This window comes from Streptomyces sp. NPDC004658 (assembly GCF_040609555.1).
Lineage (GTDB): Bacteria > Actinomycetota > Actinomycetes > Streptomycetales > Streptomycetaceae > Streptomyces.
Genome location: NZ_JBEXKG010000306.1, coordinates 1 through 4,375, shown reverse-complemented (window position 1 = coordinate 4,375; position 4,375 = coordinate 1). Strand labels below are relative to the sequence as shown.

Here is a 4,375-nt window from a genome sequence, read left to right as displayed (position 1 = left end):
CTGGCGCCGCGCGGGCTGCGGGACGCGCCGGCCGCCGGGCGCGCCCTCGCCGCCGGTACGCTGCCCGACCTCGCCCTGTGTTCCACCGCCGTACGCGCCCGCCGCACCTGGGAGCTGGTCTCCGCCGAGTGGGCCACGCCGCCGCCGGTGCGCTACGACCGTCGGCTGTACGCGGCCGGGGTACCGGAGCTGCTGGAGGTCGTGCACGAGGTGCCGCCGGAGGTCCGCACGCTGCTGCTGATCGGCCACAACCCCGGCCTGGAGGAGCTGGTCCTGGCGCTGGCCGTGGACGGCCTCGACGACTCGCTGGACCGGGTGCGGACGAAGTTCCCGACCTGCGCGATCGCCGTGCTCGCCTGGCACGGCACCGGCTGGCCGGCCCTCGCCCCGGGCGCGGCCCTGCTCACCTCGTTCACGGTCCCGCGCGGGAAGAAGAAGCGCTGACCGAGCGGCGTACCGGCGCTCGCATAGGCTGGCGGGATGCAGGACGAGTACCGCACAGTCGCCCGCGCGGGCGTGCACGAGACCGAGATCAACCGCTCCCGCTTCCTGTGCGCCCTCGCCCCGGCCGCCACCGAGCAGGAGGCGCAGGACTTCGTCGCCGCCGTGCGCAAGGAGCACGCCGACGCCACCCACAACTGCTGGGCGTACGTCATCGGCGCCGACGCCTCCGTGCAGAAGGCCAGCGACGACGGCGAACCGGGCGGCACGGCCGGCGTGCCCATGCTGCAGATGCTGCTGCGCCGCGACATGCGGTACGTGGTGGCCGTCGTCACCCGCTACTACGGCGGCGTGAAGCTCGGCGCCGGCGGACTCATCCGCGCCTACGGCGGCTCGGTCGGCGAGGCCCTGGACGCGCTCGGCACGATCACCCGGCGCCGCTTCCGGCTGGCCACGGTGACCGTCGACCACCAGCGCGCCGGCAAGGTCCAGAACGACCTGCGGGCCACCGGACGCGAGGTGCGTGACGTCCGCTACGGCGAGGCCGTCGCCATCGAGATCGGCCTGCCCGACGCCGACGTGGACGCGTTCCGCGCCTGGCTCGCCGATGTGACGGCGGGCACGGCCGGCTTCGAACTGGGCGGCGAAGCCTACGGAGACGCCTGACGTTTGGAGCGAATCGGACATAACGGGCCCATGGGGAGTGGGTCGTGACGGGCTGGTACGGGAGTAACCGCCCGTGATGTCAGACCCGGCCGTTAGTCTCGGAGATCATGAGAATCCTGCACACGTCCGACTGGCACCTCGGCCGGGCCTTCCACCGGGTGAACCTGCTCGGGGCCCAGGCCGAGTTCATCGGTCACCTCGTCACCACCGTGCGTGAGCGCGAGGTCGACGCGGTGGTCGTGTCGGGCGATGTGTACGACCGCGCAGTGCCCCCGCTCGCCGCGATCGAGCTGTTCGACACCGCCCTGCACCGCCTCGCGGACCTCGGCGTGCCCACGGTGATGATCTCCGGCAACCACGACTCGGCCCGCCGCCTCGGCGTCGGCGCCGGACTCATCGGCCGCGCGGGCATCCACCTGCGCACCGACCCGTCCGCCGCCGGCACCCCCGTCGTGCTCCGCGACGCCCACGGGGACGTCGCCTTCTACGGCCTGCCCTACCTCGAACCGGCCCTGGTGAAGGACGAGTTCGGCGTCGACAAGGCCGGCCACGAGACCGTGCTCGGCGCCGCCATGGACCGCGTCCGCGCCGACCTCGCCACACGCGCGCGGGGCACGCGCTCCGTCGTCCTCGCCCACGCCTTCGTCACCGGCGGCCAGGCCAGCGACAGCGAGCGGGACATCACCGTCGGCGGGGTGGCCGCCGTACCGGCCGGCGTCTTCGACGGCGTCGACTACGCGGCCCTCGGGCATCTGCACGGCTGCCAGACCATCACCGAGCGCGTGCGCTACTCCGGCTCCCCGCTCGCCTACTCCTTCTCCGAGGCCGACCACCGCAAGAGCATGTGGCTGATCGACCTGGACGCGGACGGCGCGGTCACCGCCGAACGCGTCGACTGCCCGGTCCCCCGCCCGCTCGCCCGCCTCCGCGGCACCCTGGACGACCTCCTCGCCGACCCGGAACTGACCCGCCACGAGGATGCCTGGATCGAGGCCACCCTCACCGACGCCGTCCGCCCGGCCGACCCCATGGCCCGGCTCACCGAGCGCTTCCCGCACACCCTCAGCCTGGTCTTCGCCCCCGAACGCGCCCCGGACGACCCCCAGGTGTCGTACGCCCGCCGCCTCGCCGGCCGCAGCGACCAGCAGATCGCCCAGGACTTCGTCGCCCATGTGCGCGGCGCCGGACCCGACGAGAACGAGGCGGCCGTGCTGCGCGAGGCGTTCGACGCCGTGCGCGCCGACGACGCCGTGCGGGAGGTGGCCCGGTGAGGCTGCACCGCCTCGACATCACCGCCTTCGGACCCTTCGGCGGCGCCCAGACCGTCGACTTCGACGCCCTGTCCGCCGCCGGGCTGTTCCTGCTGCACGGTCCCACCGGCGCCGGCAAGACCTCCGTCCTGGACGCCGTCTGCTACGCCCTCTACGGCTCCGTCCCCGGAGCCCGGCAGAACGGCCAGGGCATGACCCTGCGCAGCGACCACGCCCGGCCGGGCTGCCGTACCGAGGTCCGCCTCGAACTCACCGTCGCCGGACGCCGGCTGGAGATCACCCGGCAGCCCCCGTGGGAGCGCCCCAAGCTGCGGGGCACGGGCACGACCGTCGACAAGGCCCAGACCTGGCTGCGCGAGTACGACGGCACGGCCGGCGTCTGGAAGGACCGCAGCCGCTCCCACCAGGAGATCGGCGAGGAGATCACCCAGCTGCTCGGGATGAGCCGGGAGCAGTTCTGCCAGGTCGTCCTGCTGCCCCAGGGCGACTTCGCCCGCTTCCTGCGCGCCGACGCCGAGGCCCGCGGCAGACTCCTCGGCCGCCTCTTCGACACCCAGCGCTTCGCCGACGTCGAGAAGCGCCTCGCCGAACGCCGCCGCGCCACCGAGGCACGCGTGCGCGAGGGCGACACGGCCCTGCTCGCCGACGCCCACCGCATGCAGCAGGAGGCCGGCGACGCCATGGAGCTGCCCGACCTGGCCCCGGGCGACCCGGGTCTGGCCGAGGCCGTCCTCGGCGCCGCCGCCGTGGCCCGCAGCACCGCGCGCGAACGCCTCACCGTCGCCCACTGCCGGCTCTCCGCCGCCGAGTCCGCCCACGCGACAGCCCGCCGCGCCCTGGACGAGACACGCGAACTCGCCCGCCTCCAGGCCAGGTTCGCCGAGGCCCGGCAGCGCGCCGAACGCCTCCGGGAGCGGGCCGGCGCCCACCACGAGGCCCAGCAGCGCATGGAGCGGGCCCGCAAGGCGGAGGCGGTCGCCCCCGCCCTGGAGCTGCGGGACGCCGCCGAGGCGGAACACCGCCGCGCCACCGCGGCCGAGGCACACGCGCGCGGACAGCTGCCCGACTCCTACGCCGACGCGGGCGCGAGCGGACTCGCCGCCGCCGCCCGCCGGGCCGCCGAGGAACTCGGCGGCCTGGACGCGGCCCGGCGCGCCGAACGGCGACTCGCCGAACTCGTCGAAGAGCGGGCCGGACTCGACCGGCAGGAGCGCGCCGACGAGGACGTCCTGCGCGAGGCCGAGGCCTGGCTCGCCGACTGGGACGCCACCCGCGCGGCCCTCCAGCACCGCGTCGACGCCGCCCAGGAGGCCGCCACCCGCGCCGAACAGCTCTCCGTCCAGCGCGAACCCATGCGCCGCCGGCTCGACGCGGCCCGCACCCGCGACCAGCTCGCCGCCGACCTCGAACGGGCCCGGCAGCAGGCGCGCGCCGCACGGCAGCGCGCCCTCGACGCCCGTGCCCACTGGCTCGACATGAAGGAACAGCGGCTGAACGGCATCGCCGCCGAACTGGCCGCCCGTCTCACCGACGGCGAACCCTGCGCGGTCTGCGGAGCGACGGAACACCCCGCCCCCGCCCGCAAGGTCGCCGGACACGTCGACCGCGAGGCCGAGGACCAGGCCCTCGCCGCCTACCAGCGGGCCGAGGAGCAGCACGGCGAGGACGAGCGGCGTCTCGGCGTGGTCCGCGAGGCGCTGGCCGCCGCCACCGCCGAGGCCGGCGACACGCCCACCGACCGACTCGCCGCCGAGGCCGCCCGGTTGGAGCAGGAGTACGCCCGCGCCCGCCACGCGGCCTCCGCGCTGCACCCCGCCCAGGAGGAGCTGCGGCGCGCCGAGCGGGAGCGCGAGCAGCGGCTCGCCGACCGCCAGCAGGCCGCCGTACGGGCCGCCTCCCGGCTCACCCGCCGCGACACCCTGGAACGCGAACAGGCCCAGCTGATAGCCGAGTTGGAACAGGCCCGGGGCTGCGCCGGCAGCGTGGCAGCGCGCGCC

At 75.6% G+C, this 4,375-nt stretch carries 4 protein-coding genes; all 4 read left to right on the top strand.

Translation table 11 applies throughout. The annotated features are described in order from the left end of the window. Positions 1-444, top strand: a 444-nt coding sequence (locus tag ABZV94_RS40405; protein WP_356349898.1) for a histidine phosphatase family protein, incomplete at its 5' end; no start/stop codon positions are given. Positions 445-480: 36 nt separating this feature from the next. After that, positions 481-1,107 carry a YigZ family protein gene (locus tag ABZV94_RS40400; protein ID WP_356349896.1) on the top strand — a complete coding sequence of 209 codons (627 nt, stop codon included), beginning with the start codon at positions 481-483 and terminating at the stop codon, positions 1,105-1,107. Between the two features lie 107 nt (positions 1,108-1,214). Further along, positions 1,215-2,378 carry an exonuclease SbcCD subunit D gene (locus ABZV94_RS40395; RefSeq protein WP_356349894.1) on the top strand — a complete coding sequence of 388 codons (1,164 nt, stop codon included), beginning with the start codon at positions 1,215-1,217 and terminating at the stop codon, positions 2,376-2,378. Next, positions 2,375-4,375 (top strand): AAA family ATPase (locus ABZV94_RS40390; RefSeq protein ID WP_356349892.1); only part of this gene is annotated, 2,001 nt, incomplete at its 3' end. The genes ABZV94_RS40395 and ABZV94_RS40390, both read left to right, overlap by 4 nt.

Coding starts and splice junctions, on each gene's coding strand:
- ABZV94_RS40395 (WP_356349894.1), top strand. CDS start 1,215: ATGAGAATCCTGCACACGTCCGACTGGCACCTCGGCCGGGCCTTCCAC.
- ABZV94_RS40400 (WP_356349896.1), top strand. CDS start 481: ATGCAGGACGAGTACCGCACAGTCGCCCGCGCGGGCGTGCACGAGACC.